The organism is Streptomyces alkaliterrae (genome assembly GCF_007097205.2).
GTDB lineage: Bacteria > Actinomycetota > Actinomycetes > Streptomycetales > Streptomycetaceae > Streptomyces > Streptomyces alkaliterrae.
This window is the reverse complement of sequence record NZ_VJYK02000653.1, coordinates 1-785: the sequence shown is the minus strand read 5'-3', so window position 1 is coordinate 785 and position 785 is coordinate 1. Positions and strand designations below refer to the sequence as shown.

Genomic DNA, 785 nt, shown 5'->3' with positions numbered 1-785 from the left:
GATGATACGGAGCCCAACGAGATCTACACGCGTAAGATCGTCGGCAGCGTCAGTGTGTATAAGAGACAGGGAGGAGGCCGGTGACGCGGGCGTAGCCGGTCATCGTCGCCGAGGTGTCGATGGTGGGGTTGTCGGCGTCGAGGGCGTGGAGGAGCTGCAGTACGCCACGGTCGGGTAGGTGGGGTTCCGGGTGGTCCGCGGGCGCCGGGTCGCGGTGTCGGGTGAGGGCGGCGACTACTTCGCCGACCCGGGTGACAAAGGCGGTGCCCAAGCTGGAGCCGTAGTCCACGGTTTCCAGCGGAGGGCCGTCCACCGAGGTCGGGGTCCAGCCGCGCAGGTGCCGGACCGAGCCGTGCAGGAGGAGGCGGCAGTCCTCGTCGCCGGGCCGGTCGACGAAGAGGACGAGGTCGCGGTGGGCGTCCGTGAGGGTCACGCAGCGCAGGGGTGTCTCGAACTGGACCCACTGGCCGGGGCGGAGGTCGGGGTCGGTGTACCACTCGGCGATGGTCTCGATGTGTTTGTGGACGTCGGCCAGGTGGCGGAGACGGTTTCGTTCGCCGTCCGGGTGGGGCGTGTCCATGTCGAGGCCGCCGAACGGGGTGGTGAGGCGGAGGGCGCCGGGGCGTGGGAGGCGTCGTGGTGGAGGGACGAACTGCCGCAGCTTGCGTTCCGAGAGGTAGACGATCTCACGCATGGACGCTCCGTCCGGTCGGCTGACCTGTCTCTTATACACATCTGCCGCTGCCGACGATCTTACGCGTGTAGGTTTTGGTTGTGACCGTATC

General features: G+C 67.9%; 1 protein-coding gene. It reads right to left on the bottom strand.

The features are described from left to right. Positions 1–49 precede the first annotated feature (49 nt). Positions 50–694 carry an SAVMC3_10250 family protein gene (locus tag FNX44_RS30150; RefSeq protein WP_153507805.1) on the bottom strand — a complete coding sequence of 215 codons (645 nt, stop codon included), beginning with the start codon at positions 692–694 and terminating at the stop codon, positions 50–52. Between the last annotated feature and the right edge of the window lie 91 nt (positions 695–785).